This window comes from Testudinibacter sp. 'clade 2' (assembly GCF_006227735.1).
Classification (GTDB): Bacteria; Pseudomonadota; Gammaproteobacteria; order Enterobacterales; family Pasteurellaceae; genus Chelonobacter.
The window spans coordinates 1-1,013 of sequence record NZ_VDHB01000211.1; the positions used below are offsets into that span (position 1 = coordinate 1).

The following is a 1,013-nucleotide window of genomic DNA, read 5'->3' on the forward strand; positions in this document are numbered from 1 at the left end:
GATCCGGATTAGTCTCTACACAAGATATGAAACAAGATTAAGCGTAAGATAGCTGAGATAAAATCAATTTATTTATTAGTTAAAAATACCTCGACCTTATTCATTTTTAAGAGATCCATAATGTACGCAGGTGGTTTTTTATCCGTAAAAAGTAAATCGACTTGATTCAAGTGTCCAACTTCAACAGCTGCGGAAGTATGAAATTTAGAGTGATCCAAAGCTAAAATCAGCTTTTTAGAATTCTCCAACATTGATTTCACAACAGCAACTTCGTTGATGTCAAAATCTAAAAGAGTTCCATCTTCAGCTACAGCACCTAAGCTGGTAATCAAGTAATCGGCTCGAAAACTATTAATTGAAGAAACAACATTAGGACCAATTATTCCACTATTATGTGCCCGCAAAATTCCTCCAACAGTGATAACTTCAAAGTTTTCATTTTGGTATAAAACATTTGCCACTCGTAAGCTATTTGTAATAATTCTCAGGTTTTTTCTTACTTCCAGCGCTTTTGCTATACACTCAACTGTTGTACCGATAGTGATAAATAGAGTAGAACCATCAGGAATGTACTCCGCGATCTTGTTTGCAATAGACTTTTTTTCTTCTATGTGTGAGGTTTCTCGTATAGAAAAATCGGTATTATCTATACTCGAGACTCGTCCCGCCCCGCCATGATGCCGAGAGATCAATTTCATCTGACTTAACACTCTAATATCTCTACGGATAGTTTGAGTCGTAACATCTAGAATATTAGCTAACTCTTCATTACTAATATAACCATTATCCATCACCAAAGAAATTAGCTTATCATGTCTTGGATTTCCAGTTATTGCAGTATGGTTCAAAATATTTCCTTAATTTATAGCATTTAAATCATACTTTAATTATAGCCTATCTATTCATACACAGCATAAATTTTTCAACTTGCTGCAAATCAGGAATACCATCACGCCCTCCTTCAGCAGTACATTTTAATGCAGCTACCGCATTGGCAAATATAATTGCTTTAT

1 protein-coding gene is annotated in these 1,013 nt (G+C 34.6%); it reads right to left on the reverse strand.

What is annotated here, in order from left to right; genetic code table 11:
• Positions 1-68: 68 nt before the first annotated feature.
• Positions 69-848 carry a DeoR/GlpR family DNA-binding transcription regulator gene (locus FHQ30_RS12675; protein ID WP_132966320.1) on the reverse strand — a complete coding sequence of 260 codons (780 nt, stop codon included), beginning with the start codon at positions 846-848 and terminating at the stop codon, positions 69-71.
• Between the last annotated feature and the right edge of the window lie 165 nt (positions 849-1,013).